23 protein-coding genes are annotated in these 19,387 nt (G+C 50.7%); 12 read left to right on the top strand and 11 right to left on the bottom strand.

What is annotated here, in order from left to right:
• Window positions 1–41 precede the first annotated feature (41 nt).
• The gene (locus tag QJT81_19740) at window positions 42–500 is read right to left on the bottom strand and encodes a GNAT family N-acetyltransferase (protein WGZ93993.1); all 459 of its coding nucleotides are present in this window, start codon (window positions 498–500) and stop codon (window positions 42–44) included.
• A gap of 69 nt (window positions 501–569) precedes the next feature.
• Here QJT81_19740 and QJT81_19735 point away from each other — a divergent pair, with 69 nt between their 5' ends.
• The 9 genes from QJT81_19735 to QJT81_19695 all read left to right on the top strand — a co-directional run bounded on the left by QJT81_19735 (window position 570) and on the right by QJT81_19695 (window position 8,234).
• Window positions 570–1,445, top strand: a complete 876-nt coding sequence (locus QJT81_19735) for a polyphosphate kinase 2 family protein (protein WGZ93992.1) — start codon at window positions 570–572, stop codon at window positions 1,443–1,445.
• Between the two features lie 3 nt (window positions 1,446–1,448).
• A complete protein-coding gene (gene pip / locus QJT81_19730; GenBank protein ID WGZ93991.1) occupies window positions 1,449–2,405 on the top strand; it encodes a prolyl aminopeptidase in 957 nt (318 codons plus the stop codon).
• On the top strand, window positions 2,402–2,842 hold the full coding sequence (gene dtd / locus QJT81_19725) for a D-aminoacyl-tRNA deacylase (protein WGZ93990.1): 441 nt from the start codon (window positions 2,402–2,404) through the stop codon (window positions 2,840–2,842). The genes pip and dtd overlap by 4 nt, the downstream gene beginning before the upstream one ends.
• 212 nt (window positions 2,843–3,054) lie before the next feature.
• Window positions 3,055–4,722, top strand: coding sequence for an HAD-IIIC family phosphatase (locus tag QJT81_19720; protein ID WGZ93989.1), 1,668 nt, complete (start codon window positions 3,055–3,057; stop codon window positions 4,720–4,722).
• 6 nt (window positions 4,723–4,728) lie between these two features.
• Window positions 4,729–5,019, top strand: coding sequence for a phosphopantetheine-binding protein (locus QJT81_19715; protein WGZ93988.1), 291 nt, complete (start codon window positions 4,729–4,731; stop codon window positions 5,017–5,019).
• A 35-nt stretch (window positions 5,020–5,054) separates the two neighbouring features.
• Complete coding sequence (locus QJT81_19710) at window positions 5,055–6,236, top strand: SDR family oxidoreductase (GenBank protein ID WGZ93987.1); 1,182 nt, start codon at window positions 5,055–5,057, stop codon at window positions 6,234–6,236.
• Window positions 6,237–6,299: 63 nt separating this feature from the next.
• Window positions 6,300–6,983, top strand: a complete 684-nt coding sequence (locus QJT81_19705) for a hypothetical protein (protein WGZ93986.1) — start codon at window positions 6,300–6,302, stop codon at window positions 6,981–6,983.
• Window positions 6,984–7,146: 163 nt separating this feature from the next.
• Window positions 7,147–7,413: a hypothetical protein gene (locus QJT81_19700; GenBank protein ID WGZ93985.1), complete on the top strand. Its 267-nt coding sequence runs from the start codon at window positions 7,147–7,149 to the stop codon at window positions 7,411–7,413.
• A 92-nt stretch (window positions 7,414–7,505) separates the two neighbouring features.
• Window positions 7,506–8,234 (top strand): rhodanese-like domain-containing protein, encoded by a 729-nt coding sequence (locus QJT81_19695; GenBank protein WGZ93984.1) that lies wholly within the window; start codon window positions 7,506–7,508, stop codon window positions 8,232–8,234.
• A gap of 56 nt (window positions 8,235–8,290) precedes the next feature.
• Here QJT81_19695 and QJT81_19690 read toward each other — a convergent pair whose 3' ends face one another.
• The 5 genes from QJT81_19690 to QJT81_19670 all read right to left on the bottom strand — a co-directional run bounded on the left by QJT81_19690 (window position 8,291) and on the right by QJT81_19670 (window position 12,233).
• A complete protein-coding gene (locus QJT81_19690) occupies window positions 8,291–8,596 on the bottom strand; it encodes a DUF2288 domain-containing protein (GenBank protein WGZ93983.1) in 306 nt (101 codons plus the stop codon).
• Between the two features lie 27 nt (window positions 8,597–8,623).
• Window positions 8,624–9,742 carry a glycosyltransferase gene (locus tag QJT81_19685; GenBank protein WGZ93982.1) on the bottom strand — a complete coding sequence of 373 codons (1,119 nt, stop codon included), beginning with the start codon at window positions 9,740–9,742 and terminating at the stop codon, window positions 8,624–8,626.
• A gap of 128 nt (window positions 9,743–9,870) precedes the next feature.
• The gene (locus QJT81_19680; protein ID WGZ93981.1) at window positions 9,871–10,197 is read right to left on the bottom strand and encodes a hypothetical protein; all 327 of its coding nucleotides are present in this window, start codon (window positions 10,195–10,197) and stop codon (window positions 9,871–9,873) included.
• On the bottom strand, window positions 10,185–10,775 hold the full coding sequence (locus QJT81_19675; GenBank protein WGZ93980.1) for a hypothetical protein: 591 nt from the start codon (window positions 10,773–10,775) through the stop codon (window positions 10,185–10,187). The genes QJT81_19680 and QJT81_19675 overlap by 13 nt, the downstream gene beginning before the upstream one ends.
• A 3-nt stretch (window positions 10,776–10,778) precedes the next feature.
• On the bottom strand, window positions 10,779–12,233 hold the full coding sequence (locus tag QJT81_19670; protein WGZ93979.1) for a hypothetical protein: 1,455 nt from the start codon (window positions 12,231–12,233) through the stop codon (window positions 10,779–10,781).
• Between QJT81_19670 and QJT81_19665 the strand changes: the two genes are divergently transcribed.
• The 3 genes from QJT81_19665 (at window position 12,205) to QJT81_19655 (ending at window position 14,630) form a co-directional block, all read left to right on the top strand.
• Window positions 12,205–12,525 carry a hypothetical protein gene (locus QJT81_19665; protein WGZ93978.1) on the top strand — a complete coding sequence of 107 codons (321 nt, stop codon included), beginning with the start codon at window positions 12,205–12,207 and terminating at the stop codon, window positions 12,523–12,525. The genes QJT81_19670 and QJT81_19665 overlap by 29 nt on opposite strands.
• A gap of 4 nt (window positions 12,526–12,529) precedes the next feature.
• Window positions 12,530–12,664 carry a hypothetical protein gene (locus QJT81_19660; GenBank protein ID WGZ93977.1) on the top strand — a complete coding sequence of 45 codons (135 nt, stop codon included), beginning with the start codon at window positions 12,530–12,532 and terminating at the stop codon, window positions 12,662–12,664.
• 421 nt (window positions 12,665–13,085) lie between these two features.
• The gene (locus QJT81_19655; protein ID WGZ93976.1) at window positions 13,086–14,630 is read left to right on the top strand and encodes an MFS transporter; all 1,545 of its coding nucleotides are present in this window, start codon (window positions 13,086–13,088) and stop codon (window positions 14,628–14,630) included.
• Here the strand turns inward: QJT81_19655 and QJT81_19650 are convergent.
• The 5 genes from QJT81_19650 to QJT81_19630 form a co-directional block, all read right to left on the bottom strand.
• Complete coding sequence (locus QJT81_19650) at window positions 14,557–15,387, bottom strand: glycosyltransferase (GenBank protein WGZ93975.1); 831 nt, start codon at window positions 15,385–15,387, stop codon at window positions 14,557–14,559. The genes QJT81_19655 and QJT81_19650 overlap by 74 nt on opposite strands.
• 100 nt (window positions 15,388–15,487) lie before the next feature.
• A complete protein-coding gene (gene argA / locus QJT81_19645; protein ID WGZ93974.1) occupies window positions 15,488–16,768 on the bottom strand; it encodes an amino-acid N-acetyltransferase in 1,281 nt (426 codons plus the stop codon).
• Between the two features lie 5 nt (window positions 16,769–16,773).
• Window positions 16,774–17,364 carry a phosphoheptose isomerase gene (locus QJT81_19640; protein ID WGZ93973.1) on the bottom strand — a complete coding sequence of 197 codons (591 nt, stop codon included), beginning with the start codon at window positions 17,362–17,364 and terminating at the stop codon, window positions 16,774–16,776.
• Window positions 17,365–17,367: 3 nt separating this feature from the next.
• Window positions 17,368–17,733, bottom strand: a complete 366-nt coding sequence (locus tag QJT81_19635) for a YraN family protein (GenBank protein WGZ93972.1) — start codon at window positions 17,731–17,733, stop codon at window positions 17,368–17,370.
• Window positions 17,723–19,228: a penicillin-binding protein activator gene (locus tag QJT81_19630; GenBank protein ID WGZ93971.1), complete on the bottom strand. Its 1,506-nt coding sequence runs from the start codon at window positions 19,226–19,228 to the stop codon at window positions 17,723–17,725. Before QJT81_19630 ends, QJT81_19635 begins: the two co-directional genes overlap by 11 nt.
• Window positions 19,229–19,387 lie beyond the last annotated feature (159 nt).

Raw genomic sequence — 19,387 nt, 5'->3', positions numbered from 1 at the left:
ACTAGGAATTAGTTGCGTCAAATCAATGGCAGTTTGTAGTGTTATGTGTCGGAAAAACGTAGCATTTCGAGGTGGGGGACGCCTTCTTCGAGGTATTCCTCACTAACGGTGGTGAAGCCGAGGTTGGCGTAAAACGGCTGGAGGTAGGCTTGGGCGCTGATGCGGATGGCTTGACCGGGATAGCGTTCAGCGATGTTGGCGATGGCGACTTGCATGATGCGCTTGCCAAGACCGGTGCGGCGATAGGCTTGGGTGGTGAGTACCCTGCCGATGGAGGGTTCGGGGTATTTTTCGCCGGGGTCGACGACGCGCAGGTAGGCGGCGACTTTGCCGTCATGCAAGGCGGTCAGATGCCAGCAGTGGGGGTCATGTTCATCAGAATCGGGGCAGCAGATGTGTTGCTCGGCGATGAATACGGTTTGGCGGGCGAGGGTAATGGCGTGGAACTGGGGGGCGGATAGGTTTTCCAGTCTAGCCCAGTGGAGTTTGATGTCGGTCATGTTGCTAATCCAGTCGAGAGTCAGTTATTGGCTATACTATTCCTAATAATGCAGTAGGAGAAAATCCATATGTTCCAATTTCCCATGGATTATCAGGTGTCGTTTGATGGTCGATTTGACTTATCCACAGCACCAACTCGCCCGCCTAAGGATGTGCCGGATGATAAGATTTTAGAAGAACGCCTGCAAAAGTTGGTGGAGCGTATGGATGAGCTACAACAACGATTTTATGCTCATGATAAACATTCATTGTTATTGATTTTTCAGGCGATGGACGCAGCGGGTAAGGATGGGACGATTCGTGCGGTGACGCGTGGGGTGAATCCGGCAGGTTGTCAGGTGTTTTCTTTCAAACAGCCGTCGGCGGAAGAGTTGGATCATGATTTCTTGTGGCGTACCAGCAAATGTTTGCCAGAGCGTGGGCGAATCGGCATTTTCAACCGCAGCTATTACGAGGAAGTGCTGGTAGTCAGAGTTCACCCCGAATATTTAGAGGGGCAAAACCTGCCAGCCGAGGTAAACCGTGATACCCTTTGGCAAGATCGGTTAGAATCTATTCGTGACCATGAAAGACATCTGGCGCGTAATGGCACGGTGATCCTTAAATTTTGGTTGAATATTTCACGGGGTGAGCAGAAAAAACGCTTCCTGAAAAGGCTCGATAAAGCCGATAAAAACTGGAAGTTTTCTCCGGGGGATGTAAGAGAACGCCAATATTGGGCAGCATATATGCAAGCCTATGAACAGGCATTGCGGGAGACATCTCGCCAACATGCGCCGTGGTATGCTATTCCCGCTGATAATAAGGATTTCATGCGTGTTACCGTTGCTGAGATCATTGTCAAGACCTTGGAGGCATTGCAAATGGATTACCCGCAACCCAACGAGGCTGACCGTGCCCGTTTTGAAGAATGCCGCCAGTTATTGGTAAACGAAGGAGAATAATGCGTGAGTGCACTGTATCCCCCCATCCGTGAGAACCATCATTTTTACTTGAAAGTGGATGATGTGCATGAAATCTATGTGGAAGAATGCGGTGTAGCGGATGGCTTACCGGTGGTGTTCTTACACGGTGGCCCTGGTTCTGGTTGTGAATCCTGGCATCGGCAGTTTTTTGATCCTAATCGTTATCGCATTATTTTGTTTGATCAGCGTGGTTGTGGGCGTTCTAAGCCCCATGCGTCGCTGGAGCGCAATACGACGTGGGATCTGGTGGCGGACATGGAATTGATTCGCGAACAGTTGGGGATTGACCAATGGGTTTTGTTTGGGGGGTCGTGGGGATCGACCTTAGCTTTAGCTTATGCAGAGTCTTACCCTGCTAGCGTGCAGGGGATGATTTTGCGCGGTATTTTTCTGTGCCGTAAGCAGGATATTGACTGGTTTTACCAGTTGGGGCAGGGCATTGAGCGCATTTATCCCGATTATTGGCAAGACTATCTGGCTCCGATCCCGGAAGCTGAGCGCAGTGATATGGTGGCGGCGTATTACCGGCGTCTCACCGGAGGAAACGAGATTGCCCGGATGCAGGCGGCGAAAGCATGGTCAACGTGGGAGGCGCGTTGCGCGAATTTGCAGCAGAAAGAAACGGTTTTATCGCATTTTACCGATCCTTACACGGCGATGAGTGTGGCACGTATTGAAGCGCATTATTTCATCAATAATGGCTTTCTTGAACCTAATCAGCTTTTGAATAACGCGCACCGTATTGCGCATTTGCCGGGCAGTATTATTCACGGTCGTTATGATATGATTTGCCCGTTAGAACAAGCCCTTGCCTTGCACCGGGCATGGTTGAATGCTGATTTTCATGTCATCCCTGAAAGTGGTCATGCGGCAAGTGAAGCCCTTATTCAGCAGGCGTTGGTGCAAGCAACCGATGCGTTGGTGGATTACTTGGCATGATTGGGTTAATTCAGCGGGTTTCTGGTGCACAAGTGGCTGTTGATGGTGTGACGGTTGGGCAGATTGGGCGCGGTATTATGTTGTTGCTGGGTGTGGAAAAAGCCGATACACCCACTCAAGCAGAACGTTTATTGGAGCGGGTGTTAGGTTATCGCATTTTTCCCGATGCGCTGGGAAAAATGAATCTGTCATTGCGTGAGATCGGTGGAGAATTGCTGATTGTGCCGCAATTTACACTCCCCGCCGATACCCGCAAGGGAATGCGACCCAGTTTTACACCTGCAGCTCCGCCCGATCAGGGAGCGGTATTATTCGCTTATTTTGCGGATAAAGCACGGCAACAATTAGCTGACCATGTACAAACGGGCGTATTTGCTGCGGACATGCAGGTTTCATTAACGAATGATGGGCCGGTGACATTTTGGTTGCAAATATAAGTATAGGCTTCTATATATACCTCTGCCGGTTGCTGAAGCGCATACCGGTAATTATAATAAATAAATCATTTGTCAATAAAGCTCCTTATGACAGTTGATCGGGTCATCCTGTTGCTACATCCTGACAATCAGGTAAGGTAACGGGGTCTACATGCTAAAAAGTGTCAATGCTTTATGAAATTTGTCTGGAGCGGGATGTAATGTTTCCTGAGATGTCTTCAACTATCAAGCGCATGGAAGGGCAACCAACCCTATTTACTGCGCGACCTACCCGGTTATCTTTACAGCAACTGAACTTTGGGGAAGACCAGCAGCGTGCGGTGAGGGTTAACGTTTGGCGTAATCATGCCTTAGAGTCTATTGCGAGTTTGGCGCAACCTTATTTTGCGTTTGGGCGCTGGCAAGTGACGTTTAATTTTGGGGATTACGATGATTCTTTGATGTTCGCAGGGCGTGAGCAGGCGGATATTGAGTTGTTGTGGCTGGATAGTAGCCGTTATTTAGCTAACACCGATTTTACTTCGTGGCGTGAGTGGCTGTTGACCCGATTGGGGGTGTTACGCGCTGCGACTACTGCACCGATCATTGTGGCAACTTGGCTGCAAAGTGATGAACAGCACCAACAAATGCAGGCACTGGTAGATACCTTGCCAGATATTTACTTTGCTGATATTGGTAGTGTGTGCGCAGCAGCAGGAGTGGACTTGCTGGATATGCGTATTGCGGTGGCAACGGGTTCCCCTGTCAGCAATGCTGCTCAACCCCTATTAGCGCGTAAATTGGCTTGCCATTGGCTTCCTGCGGCATTGTCGCCCCCCATCAAAGCCTTGGCTTTGGATTTGGATAATACTTTGCATAAAGGTATTTTGGGCGAAGATGGGATCCAAGGGGTGGAGTTGACCCCGCAACACAAAGCGTTGCAGGAATCCGTTAAAGCGTTGCAGCAAAAAGGTATCTTCCTCGCATTGGTGTCACGCAATGAGCGTGTGGATGTGGAAGACTTGTTTGCACAACGTGAGGATTTTCCCTTGAAATGGGATGATTTTGCGGCAACAGAAATATCGTGGGGCGATAAAGCCAGTGCCATTGCACGCGTGGCTCAAGCCTTACGGATTGCGCCGGATGCAGTACTGTTCGTGGATGACAATATTGGGGAATTGGCGGCGGTCACCAGTCAACTGCCCCAGGTTCATGCCATTCACGCTCACGAAAATGCAGAGTTAACGCGCCGTGCGGTCGAATTCTATCCCGCTCTTTGGCGTTGGAAAGTAACGGCTGATGATGTGAAGCGTAATCAGGATATGAAAGCGAATGCGTTACGTGAGTCATTGATGACGGAAGTGACGGATCACGAAGAATACCTGCGTAATTTGCAAGTGACCTTGGTCTTCAACCATTCACCGCAAGAACATTTGTCGCGTTTGGCTGATTTATGTAAGAAAACTAATCAGTTCAATTTGGCGATGCGGCGTTTTAGCTTGTCGGAACTGACTGAGCGTCACCAAAATGAAAATTCTTGTGTGGCTTGCGTACAATTGAAAGACCGCTTGTCAGATAGTGGTATCATTGCAGTTGTTGTTGCAGAGCGTCATGGCGATCTGCTGATTATTGAGGAGCTCTGCATCAGTTGTCGTGCGTTAGGCCGACAATTAGAAGACACCATTGTGCTGTGGACGATCCGCAATTTGCCGCAGTTTCAGAGCTGTGAGCAAGTCTGTTTCCGTGTGCAGCATGGCCCGCGTAACCAGCCTGCGGTGACATGGCTGGCAGGGCATTTGCAGGTAGCTCCTGATACCGTTCAAGAAGGGCTGAATGGTATTCCTAGACACGCCCTTGAACAGTTTACGCCTGTACAAAGCGTTCAATTAATTGAGGAATAACAAGACATGGATTCACAAAAAATTAAGGATACCCTGAAACAAGCGCTCGTCGCGATTTTGGGTAAGCCGGTTGCCGATGATGAAGGCGTATGGTTAAGCATGAGTGGGCGTAAGGACTGGGATTCACTCAAGCAGGTTGAGATTCTATTGCTGCTGGAAGAAGAATTCGGTATTCGTTACACAGAAGAAGAATTTGCACAGTTAGACACGGCGGCTGATATTGTGGCGCTAACGCTGCATAAGTGTGAGGAAGAAACCTCCGCACCTGCCGATGACGGTTTGTTTAGCTATTATTAATATGGTGATCTCATTTAGCAGTATAAGGGGCGGGCATGGCACGTTTTGATGAAATCCTCGTGGGGCAAGTAGCTGAGTTAGAACATGTCGTGACAGAGAAAGATCTGGAACGCTTTGTGGAACTCAGTGGCGATGACAATCGTTTACACGTTGACCCGACTTACGCTGCCCGTACCAGTTTCAAAAAGCCGGTTGCCCACGGTATGTTAGGGGTATCGTTTATCTCAACGATTATCGGTACACGCTTACCCGGCGATGGTGCCTTATGGTTTGCACAAAATCTTGAGTTTCTATTGCCGGTTAGGGTCGGTGATACCCTAACGGTGCGGGCAGAAGTATTGCGCAAGATTGACCGGATGCAGGTCATTGAGTTGCAAACGGATATTTTCAACCAGCATCGACAAAAAGTGACTACCGGTGTCGCTAAAGTCAAAGTGGTGGAATTCGAGGACGAGGCGGGTGTGGAATCAGAGCCGCCGCGCCCAGTGGCATTGGTGGTCGGAGGATCGGGAGGCATTGGTAGTGCTGTTTGTCGTCACCTTGCGGCGACTGGCTTTGATGTCGCTGTTCACTATTTCACCCAAGTGGCGAATGCCGAAGTGGTCGTGCGTGATGTTGAGGCTTCTGGTCAGAAAGCTGTCATGATAGCCGCAGACATTCGTAACGAAACAGCGGTAGCCAATATGGCGCACTATGTACAGCGCCATTTGGGCAATATTACGGTGTTGGTTAATTGCACGACGGCACCGATGGCAGCTATCCGCTGGGACGATGTGCAGTGGAAAGATTTTGAAGCGCATTTACAGACCGCCTTGCAAGGTGCTTTCCATTTGGTGCGCCATGTCACGCCACAGATGGAGGCGGCGAGTTACGGTAAAATTATCCACATTAGTGCGCAATTGATTGAGGCACCGATGGGAAATTTGTTGCCGTTCATCACCGCTAAAGCAGCATTGGATGGCTTTAGTCATGCGCTGGCTATTGAACTTTCTCCTAAGGGGATTCGAGTGAATATGGTTGCCCCTGGTATGACTGATACGGCTCAGTTAGCGGAAGTGCCAGAGCGCATTCGTTTAATGGCGGCGGCACGGGTACCATTGCGGCGTATCGCCAAGCCTGATGATGTGGCTGGTGTGGTAGCCTTCCTCGCTTCTCACCAATCCGATTACCTGACAGGGGAAACGATTCGCGTGAATGGTGGGCAGGTAATGTCCTAATATTATACGGCTGCTATTTGTCATTTTCTCCTTTCTCCTCTAGCTACTAGAAAAGGATTACTCATGTTGAAGTCCATAGCGCTTTTTTTTGATAATTTACTGAGAAGCATCATTCGACCATTAGGTGGCTCAGCAGGCCGCACCGTGCGTTACTGGTATTACAGCCGCCGTTTAGGCAGTTGTGGTAAAAATTTGGTCATTGATGAGGGTGTTATTATTCAGGGTTCTCGCGACATTCATCTGGGGGATAACGTCTGGATCGACCGTTATTGCATCCTGATGGCAGGTAAAGTCCCTTTAGAACAAGGCGCAAAAGTACTGGATAATCCAAATTATCAGCATGAAGTTGGTGAGTTGCATGTTGGTAATAATGTTCACATTACACCATTCTCGCTGATTCAAGCGCATGGTGGTGTGCAGATAGGGAATGATTGCGGAACTGGTTCAGGAGCAAAAATTTACTCTTTGACTAATTTACCAACGGATTCTGCTAATCCAGATCGGCGCGTGTGTTATAGCTGGGGGGGTGAATTGGCGCAATTATCAGCACCTATCGTGATTGGTAATAATGTTGGTATTGGCTTGGGTGCCGTTATTTTGCCAGCAGTGACTATCGAAAATGAATGCTTTGTTGCACCTTATTCCATCGTTATGAGTCCGATCAAAGCCAATAGTTTTGTATCAGGCAATCCCGCTCGTAAAGTTAAGGAGCGCTTTCCTGTTAATGAAACAAGTAAAGTGGAATAACTATCTGAATTTAAATAACAACAGGTTGTTATTTAGTTTAATCAGTTTATTACCATATAATAAATTATTGATAATAAACTGATTTCTTGTGTATGGTAATTGTTTCTGGTAAATATACGTTGTGTTGTAAAAACAGCACAATTTAATGTGCTTAGGATGAAAAATGATGAAAAAACTACCTTTCTTAATAGCAGTTACCACATTATTTAGTTTGCACCTAACCGCTTACGCCGAGGAAAATGCTGCTAAGCCAATGGCTACAACAGAAGCAAAACCAGTCGTTACTGAAGAAGTGGTGATGACTGCTGCCGACGTTAAACCTGCTGAAACTGTGCCAGCGGCGGCTGACGGTGAGAAAAAGCCTGATGCTAATGCACCTGCTGCTGAGGGCGAGAAGAAAGCAAAAGATGATGAGCCTGATTGTAACTAAAAATCTGTCGATAGTGTTTGCTGTATTCCCGCAAGGAGAGAGTGAGGGAGTTCAGTCATTTCGGTGTAAGATTTAATAACTGGAGGATATAAATGAAGTTAATTCAATTGTTTGGTATTGCTGCTTTACTTGCGGGTATGAGTGTTTCCAGTGCGGCTATAGCTGAAGATGCTAAGCCTGTAGGCATTACCGCAGACAAAATGAGCGTTACGGTTAAACACGGCGGTGAGTCGGTAGAAATCAAGCGTAATCAAGATAATAAAGCCGTAGTGGTTGATGATTTTGCCAAAACTTCGCGCCCTTGCCCACCATTCTGTATCCAGCCGGATACTATTGCGGAAGGCGTTGAAACCATTGCTGAAATGGGTATGTTGGATTATCTCGAAAAAATGAGCGGTGGCGATGCTAGTGTTTTAGTGGTTGATTCCCGTACTGCTGACTGGGTTGAAAAGGGTACTATTCCAGGTGCAGTGAATTTGCCGTGGGAAAATTTAGCACCCGATAAGGGCGCTAGTACTGATGACATCATCAAAATCCTGACTGAGCAGTTCGGTGCGAAATTGGCTGAAGGTAGTGATGCGCTGGCAGTGGACGAAGCGGTTGCCGCTGGTGGTGATGCTGTTAGTAAGGTGTTTGACTATTCTGGGGCTAAGACGTTGGTAATGTTCTGTAATGGTATGTGGTGTGGTCAGTCACCAACCAATATCAAAACCTTACTGAAGTTTGGCTACCCAGCGGATAAACTCAAATGGTATCGCGGCGGGATGCAGGATTGGGCGATTCTTGGTTTGACGACGGTTAAACCCGCTGCTGCAAAGTAAGCATATTGATTTGAAATGAATGACAAAAAGCCAGTAGAGATGCTGGCTTTTTCTGTTTAGGGGCTTAAGCGCTCTTGCACTAAAACCCAAGGAGCTACCACGACTGCCCATAGATTGTCGGGGTGGTGATTTGCCCAGCCGATGGCTGTCTCATCGCGAAGCTGTGCGACTTGCTTGGCGTGAAGCCATTGTTGCAGTCTGTGGGTATTGTCTTCTGCGATGGTGGTGGCTACTTCAACGAGATCAAGGGTCGCATCCACGTGAATGACTTTGCCGCCAGCAAAATAGCGTTCTAATTCGTGCCAGCCGATGCGGGCGGTTTCTAGGTTGAGGCGGTCACGCAGGGAAAGTGCTTCTTCCATGGGTCAGGTTTTCCATGTCCGTACAGGTTAGGAGGGGCTGACGGGCGTGACCAGCTTGTCTGCCGCAAATTGGAGATTTTGCTGTATCCGTGAACGCTCTTCAGCCGGTAATTCAGGGTCTGACAATAGATTATCACACAAGTCCATGCACTCTTGGTAATGCTCTATCCAGTAAGCAATAACAGCTAGTTCGTCTTTGGCTTTCCAGCGGTAAACTTCAGGGAGCACGAATAGGATATCCTTGGGAATCGAGGTATTAGCAGCCACTAATGCGTATGGATAGGCGAGTGCAAAGCGGTTGTGTATGCGTAGATAACGTGCCAGATGGTATAAGCTTTCTGCACGCTGGGGACGGTATTCATAGGCTTTTAGATAGGCGTTTATAATTTCTTCTGATGGGTGGTCGCATTGTTCTTTGAGGCGGGCGATCTCGAATAGGGAGTACCACGCTTCTTCTGCCCAGCCGCCCATTGCAGCACGTTGCTGGTAATGTTCGATGGCAGCTTCAGCATTGCCAGCATCACGGTAGCTTTGAGCCAGATAGAAGCGGTAGCGGGTATTGTTGGGTTCATTCTGTAATGCTTTGATTAAAACGTTTGCATCATTTTGGTATTTGTTGGGGTCGTTGCTTCTTGCACCTTCGGTAGATGCTCGGATGAAATAATCACCTTGCAAGATTTCGTTGGTGAAGGGGGTGTTTGTTTCGAGGTATTCGTGCAGGACACCTTGCCATTTCCATGGAAGTCTGGTGCTAATCAGTTTGAGGTTGGCGTACTGAAGTTCGTTATAGCGAATGTTTAGATTGTAGCTGTCAGCGGTGAGGTTGCCGAATTGGAAGTCATCGGCCGCCATCAGGCAGTCGTCAGCATCCATGATGAGGATGTAATCGGCCTTATCTCTGGCGTGTTCGAGTGCAATATTGCGATTGTGAGCAAAATCACGCCATTCATTTTCTATGAGAATGCCGTCAATATTGTGTTGTGCAAAGTAGTCACGGATGATTTGTTGGGTTCCATCCGTTGAGCCAGTGTCACTGATTACCCAGTAGTCGATTTTGTCTTTAACGCTGTTGAGGCAGCGGGTAATAACCTTGCTTTCATTTTTGACGATCATGTTTAAGCAAATGCTGGGCTTTTGTTTGTTCATTTTTTATAGCTCCTTGTTAAGGTTTGCATTAGAGAAAAGCCCACCAAAAGGCGGGCTTTTCATCTCTGGCGAGAAATGGCGGACTCTTAAGAGAACCGCCACCCGTTACTTATGGAATAACGTCAGGCTTAGGATACTTTACCAGTCAAATCCATGCCTTTCTTCAGATCGGCTTCGAAGCTGAATTTACCGTCAGCACCTTGAGTGCTTAAAGTAAAGACTTTACCGTTACCGTCATTGTCTACCAAACTGCCATACCAGCCGTTGTAAGAACCAGAACCGCCAGTGGCTGTCAGTGTGCCGTCAGCTTGCTTCTGTACACCTGTCAGATTGATGTCACCTTTGGAAGTCCACAATGTTGCAGTGCTGCCACCGTTCCAAATGAACTTAACATCGGCATTGCAACCATCAGTGGTTTTACCCATGTGCGTACCCGGTGTGATCATTGGAGGCATTGACGTACCACCAGTTGCACCAGTTGCACCAGTTGCACCAGTTGCACCAGTTGCACCAGTTGCACCAGTTGCACCAGTTGCACCAGTTGCACCAGTTGCACCAGTTGCACCAGTTGCACCAGTTGCACCAGTTGCACCAGTTGCACCAGTTGCACCAGTTGCACCAGTTGCACCAGTTGCACCAGTTGCACCAGTTGCACCAGTTGCACCAGTTGCACCAGTTGCACCAGTTGCACCAGTTGCACCAGTTGCACCAGTTGCACCAGTTGCACCAGTAGCGCCGTTAGTACCATTGGTACCGTTAGCGCCGGTTGCACCAGTAGCGCCGGTTGCACCAGTAGCGCCGTTAGTACCATTGGTACCGTTAGTGCCTGCTGCACCAGTAGCGCCGGTTGCACCAGTAGCGCCGGTTGCACCAGTAGCGCCGGTTGCACCAGTAGCGCCGGTTGCACCAGTAGCGCCGTTAGTACCATTGGTACCGTTAGTGCCTGCTGCACCAGTAGCGCCGGTCGCACCTTGAGCACCAGTAGCACCGGTCGCACCTTGAGCACCAGTAGCACCGGTTGCACCAGTGTCACCCTTCAGCCATGCGCGGACGTCATTCTGGTCAGTGTTACCGCTTCCATCAAAGTCACCAATAGTGTCTTTAAACCAATCGAAGAAGCCTTGACCGTTTGAGCCGCTAGAACCAGTAGCACCGGTAGCACCTGCTGCGCCAGTAGCACCAGTAGCGCCGTTAGCACCATTGGTACCTGCTGCGCCAGTAGCACCAGTAGCGCCGTTAGCACCATTGGTACCTGCTGCGCCAGTAGCACCAGTAGCACCAGTAGCACCAGTAGCACCAGTAGCACCAGTAGCACCAGTAGCACCAGTAGCGCCGTTAGCACCATTGGTACCTGCTGCGCCAGTAGCACCAGTAGCACCAGTAGCGCCGTTAGCACCATTGGTACCTGCTGCACCAGTAGCACCGGTTGCACCAGTAGCGCCGTTAGCACCATTAGTACCTGCTGCACCAGTAGCACCAGTAGCACCAGTAGCGCCGTTAGCACCATTAGTACCTGCTGCACCAGTAGCACCGGTCGCACCAGTAGCGCCGTTAGCACCAGTAGCACCGGTCGCACCAGTAGCGCCGTTAGCACCATTAGTACCTGCTGCACCAGTAGCACCGGTTGCACCAGTAGCACCGGTTGCACCAGTAGCACCGGTCGCACCAGTAGCGCCGTTAGCACCATTGGTACCTGCTGCACCAGTAGCACCGGTCGCACCAGTAGCGCCGTTAGCACCATTGGTACCTGCTGCACCAGTAGCACCGGTCGCACCAGTAGCGCCGTTAGCACCATTGGTACCTGCTGCACCAGTAGCACCGGTTGCACCAGTAGCGCCGTTAGCACCATTGGTACCTGCAGCACCAGTAGCACCGGTTGCACCAGTAGCGCCGTTAGCACCATTGGTACCTGCAGCACCAGTAGCACCAGTAGCACCAGTAGCACCGGTCGCACCAGTAGCGCCGTTAGCACCATTGGTACCTGCTGCACCAGTAGCACCAGTAGCACCGGTCGCACCAGTAGCGCCGTTAGCACCATTGGTACCTGCTGCACCAGTAGCACCGGTCGCACCAGTAGCGCCGTTAGCACCATTGATACCTGCTGCACCAGTAGCACCAGTAGCACCAGTAGCACCAGTAGCACCAGTAGCACCAGTAGCACCAGTAGCACCAGTAGCACCAGTAGCACCAGTAGCACCAGTAGCACCAGTAGCACCAGTAGCACCAGTAGCACCAGTAGCACCAGTAGCACCAGTAGCACCAGTAGCACCAGTAGCACCAGTAGCACCAGTAGCACCAGTAGCACCGGTTGCACCATTGGTACCTGCTGCACCAGTAGCACCAGTAGCACCAGTAGCACCAGTAGCACCAGTTGCACCAGTAGCACCAGTAGCACCAGTAGCACCAGTAGCACCAGTCGCCCCTTGTGGACCACGAGGGCCGTAATGACCACGCCCACGCCCATGACCGCGACCATTATTATGTTCGCCATTTACGCCGCCGTTGGGACTGCCGTTACCATGGGTACCGCCAGTGCCGTTGGAACCGCCGTTACCATGGGTACCGCCAGTGCCGTTGGAGCCGCCGTTACCATGGGTACCGCCAGTGCCGTTGGAGCCGCCGTTACCATGGGTACCGCCAGTGCCGTTGGAGCCGCCGTTACCATGGGTACCGCCAGTGCCGTTGGAACCGCCGTTACCATGGGTACCGCCAGTGCCGTTGGAACCGTCGCAGTCTTGGCCTTGGTTGCCGCCGCTGTTGCCACTTTGCATTTGTTGCAGTAGCTGCATGATCATTTGCAGCAGGTTCATTAGTAATTGGGTGGAATCACCACTTAGCCCCGGCATTCCACTTGTGCCACCCGTCATGGATGTGCTGGATGAGCCTGAACCAGAGGTTGAATTGGTATTATTGCTGCCATAGCTGCCGCTAATCACAGAGTGATTGTTGGTGCTGTTGAGAGGATTGAGATTGGACATTTTATGCTCCTTTGCCTTTACTAATCGTGGCTGAAGTCATTTCAGCCGCTTTTTATTATTCCGTGTGCAACAGCCTGAGTGGTTCAGGGTCAACAGACGTGCCAGAAAATCCATATCAGACGTCCTGTTTCTGTTTCACGCAGAATAAATTTTGTTGCGCTCTGCTTTGGGGTTGTGGTGCGTTGCGCGATGTTCTGGAGTATGTGCCAAGCTTTTTTGGTTCGTGATGGCAGGAGGGATGAAAGTTGCAAACTCGCTTACGAGCGGTGTAAATGCAGGTGTTGTTTGAGCATTTACAATGGGGAATGATTCGCTGATGATGCGGTCTTAAGCATTAATCCATCACATTAGAAGGTCGCTGCCTCATGATTGAATCCTCTCCTGCCAAGCCATTGAGCTGGGCTGAAGCGTTGCAGGCGTTTCTGCATCCGCGCGTTATCACGATGTTGTTTCTAGGGTTTTCGGCAGGGATTCCGATCTTGCTGATCTTTTCTTCCTTGTCGTTATGGTTGGGCGAAGCGGGGGTGGAGCGCAAAGCGGTGACATTCTTCAGTTGGGCGGCGTTGGGGTATTCGTTCAAATTTGTGTGGGCACCGTTAATCGACAAATTGCCATTGCCTTTTTTAACCGCATGGTTGGGGAAACGCCGGGCGTGGTTATTGGTCGCGCAGGCGTTGATTATTTTGGCGATTGTGTTGATGGGCAATATCGACCCGTCTTTGGGGCAAGATCATTTGGTGTTAATGGCGTGGGCGGCGGTGTTGCTGGGTTTTTCATCGGCAACGCAGGATGTGGTGATTGATGCGTACCGGATTGAGGCGGCAGAAACACGCTTGCAGGCGATGATGTCTTCGACTTATATCGCGGGTTATCGGCTGGGGATGATTGTGGCGGGCGCGGGCGCGTTGTTTTTGGCGTCTTGGCTGGGGTCGGAAAAAGAGCATTATGTGTACACGGCTTGGCAGTGGACGTATTGGGCAATGGCGGCGACGATGTTGGTCGGCGTAGTGACAACGTTGGTGATTCCCGAACCGGAGCAAAAGCAGGCAGAGCGTTACCATTATGCGGCGCTGGATTATCTGCGCTTGGTGTTGGTATTTGCGGCAGGTGTGGCGGGATTTGTGTTGGTATTTGCGTATACCAAGGGCATGTTTGGCGTGTGGCAGGAACGGTTTGATGATGCGTTTGTCGGTTTTGGTTTGGAAGCGTTGCATTTATTGAGCGGGCTGGCGCTGGGATTGTTGGTTGGGTGGGTGTTGGTGCGGCTGGGTGCAGCCAATAAGGTGATGGCACGGGATACGTGGATTGCACCGATTGCGGATTTTTTCCGCCGCTACGGGGTGCGTACTGCGTTGTTATTGCTGGCATTGATTGGCTTGTATCGGATTACCGATATTGTTCCCGGCGTGATTTCCAATGTGTTTTATCAAGATTTGGGGTTTAGTAAGCCAGAAATTGCAACGGCGGTGAAAACTTTCGGGGTGGTGGTGAGTATTGCGGGTGGCTTTTTGGGCGGATTGTTTGCCACGCGCTACGGGGTGATGCGTACCTTGATGTTGGGGGCGATTTTGACGGCGTTTACGAATTTGGTGTTCGTGTGGCTGGCGTATGTGGGGCATGACGTGATGGTAATGTATACCGCTGTGACAGCAGATAATTTGGCCGCCGGGTTTGCGAGTGCGGCGTTCGTGGCGTTTTTGTCTTCACTAACCAGCGTGTCGTTTACGGCGGTGCAGTACGCGATTTTTAGCTCGTTAATGACCTTGTTGCCGAAAACCATTGGCGGGTATTCCGGCACGATTGTGGATAATATTGGCTACCCAGGCTTTTTCACGTTTACCACCCTGATCGGGATTCCCGTTCTGTGGTTGGTGTGGGCGGCGGGTAAGCATTTGCAGGTGGAGCAATGACCCGGATGTCTAATTCGGTGTAGTGTTTTTTGGAAATGTGGCGATGATTCTGGTTGCGGTCAGTGCTCTGAGAGTCGTATATGCTGTAGATAATGCCCAAATCTCGTTCGATTTCGACTTGACGGTAGGGATGAAATGGTCGGAGCGCTTCAATGCTCAAGGTATAGGGTATCGGCCCCGTGGTGCGAATCACGCCTTTGAACCCGACGCCAACGGTATGGGGGTCGTAGTGTAAAATATTGTGGAGCACTTGGCGGATGACCGCTTGCAGGAAAGGGTGTCCGGCGACGCCTATCACATGCCATTGTTGAAACTCACCGCGCTCAATTCCCGCAAGTTCTGGGTGTAGCCCCCAGCCGTAGTAGTTGTCGTCATCCCATTTGGAAAGGATGTAACGGTCATCGGGTAACAATACCGCATCGAGCGGGCGGGTGATGGTGCTTTTCATGTCGAGATAGACCCCACCCACGGCATAAATCAACAAATACCGAAACAAATCCGCCCGCGCCGCGCCGTAAGCGGTGTCGATGCGTTGGTAGATGTTGAACAAGTCTTGCCCGTAGTGTTGCAGAATAAAGGTTTCAATATCCGCATCGTCGTAAAGGCGGTATTCCCAATCAGGGTTGAGTTGCTGAATCTGGCAGGTATTTTTTTGTAGCGGTGGCGGCAACGCGGTTTTGGTGTAATACGTTTGGTGAATAACGCGGGGAATCCGTGCTTGCATGGCAAGGTTAGGTATCATCGGTTGGTCTAGCATAGCTGTCCCTCGTGTTTCTAAGACATCAAGTTAACAACAACTTATGCCAGCAGTAGGTGTGGGTATAGTATTGGGGGGATGAGCGTTAACAGTTTGCTTACTAGCTGATAGTTTTGAACAATATTTGCGAATTACGTTGGTAGTTGTACAGCGATTTCTTATTGGCAGGCAGGTCGTCTACGCTGCCTTTTTCAAAACCGCGTTCCCGAAACCAATCCGTGGTCTGGGTAGTCAGCACCAGCAAACGGGTTTTTCCTTGTGTTTTAGCAAGTTGCGCGACGTGTTTGAGTAGTTTATCGCCGCGATTGCCGCCACGGTCTTGTTGGCTGACGGCAAGGCAGGCGAGTTCGGCGACTTGTGGATCAGCGGTATCATAAAGGGCAACGCACGCAATCACGTCACGGTCGCGGAGGATAATGTGGAAGTTGTCGATTTCCAGTTCCAGTTGTTCGCGGGAACGTTTGATCAAAATGCCGCGTTCTTCCAACGGGCGGATCAGTTCCATAATGCCGCTGATGTCTTCAATCGTTGCCGGACGTAGGCGTTCAAATTGTTCGGCGGCAATCATGCTGCCTACGCCGTCGCGGGTATACAGTTCCAGCAGTAATGCGCCATCAATCTCGGCGTCAAGCAGGTGGATGCGTTCCACTTGGTTTTCCGATGCTTCAATCACGGCGGGTAGCAGCGGGTTGTAGGGCAAGCTGGCTTTGGCTTCCTCAAGGGTGAGTTCGTGCGGCAAATTCAAGGGCTGATGGCTGAGGAAAATTAGCTTGTCAGCTTTAATGGCTTTGGTGGCGGCAACTGCGACTTGTTCGTAACGCAGGTTGTAGGCTTCGCCCGTCGGTGAATAACCCATCGGCGAGAGCAGCACGATATTACCGGAGTCGAGTTGTTGCTTAATCAGCGCGTGATTGATTTTGCGGACTTGCCCGCTGTAACCGTAGTCGATGCCATCGCAAATACCGAGCGGACGCGCAGTAAGGTAATTGCCGGAAATAATCCCCAGCCCTTCATTGTTCAGCGACGGCTGATTGAGCGCGTGAGTCAGCAGATTTTCGATGCGAATGCGCAAAAAACCGATGGCTTCCTGAGCGGCGAGCAACGATACGCTGTCGGTAATACGAATGCCTTTGTGCAAGCGAATCGGGGTGTTGGTACGGTGTAAGCGTTCGTCAATTTGCGGGCGAGTGCCATGTACCAGTACCAGCCGTGCGCCGAGGCTGGAAATAATGGCGAGGTCTTGCACAATTTGCCGAAAGCGTGGTGTGGCAATCACTTCACCGGCAAAGGCGATCACGAAGGTTTTGCCCCGATGGTTGTGAATGTAGGGTGCGGCTTCGCGGAAAAATGTGACGCTGTGCGGGCTGGGTGCTGGCCTCATGTTGATTACCCTTGGGTTAACAACATCTGATCAACCAAGTCGCAAATGCAGTGGATTAACAGCAAATGGGTTTCCTGAATCCGTGCCGTGCTGTCAGCAGGGACGCGCAATTCCACATCACCTGCTTGCAGCAAATCTTTCATGCTGCCGCCTGCTTTGCCGCTGAGGGCAATGACGTGCATCCCGCATTCATGTGCTGCGTCGATGGCGCGATTCACGTTGGTGGAATTACCGCTGGTGGAAATTGCCAGCAGCACGTCACCGTTGCGCCCCAATGCCTCGATTTGGCGGGAAAATACCCGTTCGTAGCTGTAATCGTTGGCGATGGAGGTGAGGGTGGACGTATCCGTGGTCAGCGCAATCGCGGGCAAACCCCTACGTTCCTGCTCGAAACGGTTGAGCATTTCGGAGGAAAAATGCTGGGCATCGCCCGCCGAACCGCCATTGCCGCAACTGAGGATTTTGTTACCGTTTTGAACAGCAGTAAACACCATCGTGGCGGCAGTGAGAATCGGTTCTTGTAATACCGCGAGGGCTTTTTGCTTGGTGTCAATGCTGGCGGCGAAGTGTTGTTGGATGCGTGTTTGCAAATTCATGCGTTAGCCCGTGTCGAAAGCGTTTTTGATCCAAAGGATAGTGTTATCACCTTCGACCGCTACCACGTCAAAACGTGCCTGGGCATCCGGTGCGCGGTATTGCAAATAGTGTTGTGCGGTGCGGATGATACGCGCTTGCTTGCGAGGGTCAATACTGTGCAATGCGCCGCCGTAACGGCGGGTTTTGCGGTAACGGACTTCGACAAACACGATGATGCTGCCGTCGCGCATAATCAGGTCGATTTCGCCCATTTTCAGGCGGTAATTCTGGTGCAGCAGGTGTAAACCACTGGCTTGCAAGTGTTCACAAGCCAGTTGTTCGGTGCTGATGCCGCGTTGCAGGTGCGGCGCGGTAGGCTTATTGTCCAACAGCTTGCGGTACGCCGTTAACGAAAGTGGCGAATAGCAAGGTACGTTGGATTTGACGATTGCCTGCTAAACGGATGTTGCCGGTTTTGCCGTTGACTTGCGTATTCGGGTTGCGGGCAATGCTGGGCAGGTTTTTAGCAATTAGGAAAGCATCCATTCCCAACGCGAACATGCGCGGGAAATTGGAGTTGTTTAATGTGCCGGATTGTAAGCCTTCGATAACCCACGGAATTTCGGTGTACAGAATATCATCAAGGTCGGCATCTTTGCCGGGGTTAGTGCGCCCGGAAAAGATATGTGAGGTTGCATAAATTGGCAGTTCTGGGGCTTGTGCTGCTAGCAAAGGGCGCATCAGACGTGCTTGGCTGGGGGATGCGGCAAGGAACACCATGCTGGCGCGGCCTTGGGTGGCTGCCAGTGCATTTTGCACATTCTGCATATAAGCGTTGGATGCAGCATCAGGGTATTGCTGAATATTGATGACTTGCCCGCCTTTGGCTTGGTAAGCAGCCCGGAATGCACCGGCGATGCGGTCGCCCCAACTGGAGGCCGGTGCTAATACGATAGCCGTGCGCAGCCCGCGTGCACTCGCCGTTTCAGCGACTTGGCGTGCTTCATCTTCTGGCAGTAAGCCGAATTGGTAAAGCGCACCCGGTATGTTGCGGCTGTTGGTTAAGTAATTCAGGCTAAGCAGTGGCTTGGAAAGTATTTGAGGGTGCGCTAGTAAATCAGCTAATGATTCTTTATCCAGTGGCCCGATGATCATGTCAGCACCATCGGCGACAGCCCGTTGGTATTGAGCAACAGCGCCGCCCGCACTCACATCGTACAGTTGCACGCTGGTTTCGCTGGCAATACTGTTACGTGCGGTATCAATGCCACGATAAATCTCTTGCCCGACACTGCCTAATGCCCCGGACTGGGGAAGTAGGGCTGCAACACGGGTCACGCTGCTGGGAATAAGTGCTGCTTGTACATTTTGAACGCCGGGGTTGCCTTTGCTCATGGTTTGAGCACGTTGTTGAATGTGTTTGACCTTCTCGCGCAATGCTGGCGATAGGTTGTCAAGATTAGCTGGCAACGTGCGTAGCGCTAAGGCTGGGTTGTTTTGTTGTAAAGCCAGTAAGGCTTTCACATAGGCTTGGCGGGCACGATTTTCACCGTCTAATGCCGAGGCGGGAACCTTGGCTAAATAGGTATTGGTAAGTTTGGCATCGCCGATGGAGGCGGCAATTTCGGCTGCTTGCAAAATGACGCGCTCACGTTGTGGTGAGGGGTAGCGTGCAGCCGCCGCATAATACGTTTGAGCAGCTTCCCGTTTTTTTCCTTGATTAAATAGTGTATTGGCTTGTTCGACAGTGGCATTGCCTTGGATTGCGGAGCTGCCCTCGCTATCCATGAAGTCGTTGGGTGAACAGCCTTGTAATATCAATGGCACAACTAATAAGGCAACCGAGCAGTATTTCAGGATGCATTGGCGAAATTTTGTTTGCATGACGTGAATCCTAGTACCTATTGGTGGGGTATTGTTGTCGAAATATAGCACTTTTTGTTGAGCCTGCTGCATGTTTGATTCGGCAAGCGGTATTTTACTGGGGGTATTCTGTCGTTTGTTGCCTGATAAACATCAATTAAGTCTATGAACAGTGCGGTT

The sequence above is a fragment of the Candidatus Thiothrix putei genome (genome assembly GCA_029972225.1).
Taxonomy (GTDB): Bacteria; Pseudomonadota; Gammaproteobacteria; order Thiotrichales; family Thiotrichaceae; genus Thiothrix; species Thiothrix putei.
Note: the sequence above shows the minus strand (reverse complement) of the source record. Positions and strands in the feature narration are given on the sequence as shown.

What these genes read in the sequence shown, in the direction of transcription:
- QJT81_19710 (WGZ93987.1), top strand. Translation starts at nt 5,055, where the DNA reads ATGGCACGTTTTGATGAAATCCTCGTGGGGCAAGTAGCTGAGTTAGAA.
- QJT81_19695 (WGZ93984.1), top strand. Translation starts at nt 7,506, where the DNA reads ATGAAGTTAATTCAATTGTTTGGTATTGCTGCTTTACTTGCGGGTATG.
- QJT81_19690 (WGZ93983.1), bottom strand. Translation starts at nt 8,596, where the DNA reads ATGGAAGAAGCACTTTCCCTGCGTGACCGCCTCAACCTAGAAACCGCC.
- argA (WGZ93974.1), bottom strand. Translation starts at nt 16,768, where the DNA reads ATGAGGCCAGCACCCAGCCCGCACAGCGTCACATTTTTCCGCGAAGCC.
- dtd (WGZ93990.1), top strand. Translation starts at nt 2,402, where the DNA reads ATGATTGGGTTAATTCAGCGGGTTTCTGGTGCACAAGTGGCTGTTGAT.
- QJT81_19700 (WGZ93985.1), top strand. Translation starts at nt 7,147, where the DNA reads ATGATGAAAAAACTACCTTTCTTAATAGCAGTTACCACATTATTTAGT.
- QJT81_19740 (WGZ93993.1), bottom strand. Translation starts at nt 500, where the DNA reads ATGACCGACATCAAACTCCACTGGGCTAGACTGGAAAACCTATCCGCC.
- QJT81_19670 (WGZ93979.1), bottom strand. Translation starts at nt 12,233, where the DNA reads ATGGCGAACATAATAATGGTCGCGGTCATGGGCGTGGGCGTGGTCATT.
- QJT81_19665 (WGZ93978.1), top strand. Translation starts at nt 12,205, where the DNA reads ATGACCGCGACCATTATTATGTTCGCCATTTACGCCGCCGTTGGGACT.
- QJT81_19630 (WGZ93971.1), bottom strand. Translation starts at nt 19,228, where the DNA reads ATGCAAACAAAATTTCGCCAATGCATCCTGAAATACTGCTCGGTTGCC.
- QJT81_19705 (WGZ93986.1), top strand. Translation starts at nt 6,300, where the DNA reads ATGTTGAAGTCCATAGCGCTTTTTTTTGATAATTTACTGAGAAGCATC.
- QJT81_19720 (WGZ93989.1), top strand. Translation starts at nt 3,055, where the DNA reads ATGTCTTCAACTATCAAGCGCATGGAAGGGCAACCAACCCTATTTACT.
- QJT81_19660 (WGZ93977.1), top strand. Translation starts at nt 12,530, where the DNA reads ATGATCATTTGCAGCAGGTTCATTAGTAATTGGGTGGAATCACCACTT.
- QJT81_19715 (WGZ93988.1), top strand. Translation starts at nt 4,729, where the DNA reads ATGGATTCACAAAAAATTAAGGATACCCTGAAACAAGCGCTCGTCGCG.
- QJT81_19640 (WGZ93973.1), bottom strand. Translation starts at nt 17,364, where the DNA reads ATGAATTTGCAAACACGCATCCAACAACACTTCGCCGCCAGCATTGAC.
- QJT81_19735 (WGZ93992.1), top strand. Translation starts at nt 570, where the DNA reads ATGTTCCAATTTCCCATGGATTATCAGGTGTCGTTTGATGGTCGATTT.
- QJT81_19685 (WGZ93982.1), bottom strand. Translation starts at nt 9,742, where the DNA reads ATGAACAAACAAAAGCCCAGCATTTGCTTAAACATGATCGTCAAAAAT.
- QJT81_19650 (WGZ93975.1), bottom strand. Translation starts at nt 15,387, where the DNA reads ATGCTAGACCAACCGATGATACCTAACCTTGCCATGCAAGCACGGATT.
- QJT81_19655 (WGZ93976.1), top strand. Translation starts at nt 13,086, where the DNA reads ATGATTGAATCCTCTCCTGCCAAGCCATTGAGCTGGGCTGAAGCGTTG.
- QJT81_19680 (WGZ93981.1), bottom strand. Translation starts at nt 10,197, where the DNA reads ATGCCTCCAATGATCACACCGGGTACGCACATGGGTAAAACCACTGAT.